This is a genomic window from Bacillus sp. JJ1562 (assembly GCF_036962705.1).
GTDB lineage: Bacteria > Bacillota > Bacilli > Bacillales > Bacillaceae_L > Ferdinandcohnia.
On sequence record NZ_JBALOQ010000085.1, the window covers coordinates 1 to 1,170 of the forward strand.

Annotated in this window: 3 protein-coding genes; 1 reads left to right on the forward strand and 2 read right to left on the reverse strand. The window is 31.5% G+C overall.

Features of this window, described 5'->3' with window-relative positions; all coding sequences use genetic code 11:
• Nucleotides 1-159 precede the first annotated feature (159 nt).
• The gene (locus tag V7097_RS25875) at nt 160-348 is read left to right on the forward strand and encodes a hypothetical protein (protein ID WP_335706507.1); all 189 of its coding nucleotides are present in this window, start codon (nt 160-162) and stop codon (nt 346-348) included.
• A gap of 151 nt (nt 349-499) precedes the next feature.
• Here the strand turns inward: V7097_RS25875 and V7097_RS25880 are convergent, their stop codons facing one another.
• Both V7097_RS25880 and V7097_RS25885 read right to left on the reverse strand, forming a co-directional pair.
• Entirely contained in the window at nt 500-817 is a 318-nt protein-coding gene (locus tag V7097_RS25880) for a hypothetical protein (RefSeq protein WP_335706508.1), read from the reverse strand.
• Complete coding sequence (locus tag V7097_RS25885; protein WP_335706509.1) at nt 814-1,020, reverse strand: helix-turn-helix transcriptional regulator; 207 nt, start codon at nt 1,018-1,020, stop codon at nt 814-816. Before V7097_RS25885 ends, V7097_RS25880 begins: the two co-directional genes overlap by 4 nt.
• Nucleotides 1,021-1,170 lie beyond the last annotated feature (150 nt).

Consider the following 1,170-nt stretch of genomic DNA (forward strand, 5'->3'; position numbering starts at 1 on the left):
TGTTTCACTAAACTGCCCCGTTAGTTCAACAATGAAAGTATTTTCGCATCACGATTTGTTCGAACTTTAAATTAATAAAATTCATTTTATGGTTCAAATTCCCAGATGTTTATGTTAACACCTTTATGGTATAAGTTTACATATGAAGGAGGGCATAATATGACTTTAAACTTGCGACTTTTTCTACCCATAGTTACTGCTCTTTTATTTGTAACCCTTGTCTTTATGAATTTTTTGGGTTATTGGACAGCTAACCCAGAAATCCAAATTCTTTTTTTCTTTATTATGGTAGTTACGGTCTTAAATGCGGGAACTCAAATCGGGAAAAATCTCAAAGAAAAGAGCTGATTGGAATTTTCCAATTGGCTTTTTTATCCTGAGCATTTTGTTTCTACTCCATCATAAAATCTATATTTTAATTAAACTATCCTGCCCCAATAGTTGAAGTAGCGACAGCTTTGTTCAGCTATCGCCCCCGTTAGTGGAAAAAGAAAAAATATTAAGCACTCATTTTTTTGTTATTAATTACTAAGTAAATAAAGTAGCTCACAACCAAAATAATTAAATAGAAAAGTTCTGGAAAAACAAAGTTAATATCAGACAAACGCTCATCTTGCAAATTAAATAAATCAAAAAGGAAATTTGTTAATAAGAATAGAAAAATGGTAGCCCAGCTTTGAACGATGGATTTTTGTTTTATTAATTTTTTCCGTTCATCATCATTCGGACCCAATATGAATTCCTTACTCCCAGTAAAATACCCAATGATAATTATAAATATAAGGGGAACTATTACGAGCGTAATAATAAAATTCATTCTTTTTCCTCCCTCCCTCCGAAAAACAATTCATCCACTGTAACACCTAAATTTCTTGCTAAATCAAAAGCTAATTGTAAAGTAGGGTCATATTTGTTGTTCTCAATAGCGTTAATTGTTTGCCTACTCACATTACATAATTCCGCTAATTTTCCTTGGGACAGAGTATTTTTTTCTCTGTACTCCTTAATTCTATTTTCCATCCAATATGCCTCCACATTTACAATGTGTAAAAAACTTTTTACACCCTAATGATAAAATAAGACAAAGGAGCTGTCAAATACTTTTTACACCTCTTTGTCTTATTCGTCTTTTTCCACTATTTGCTTCTTTTACTAGTCAAGTAGAAGAGA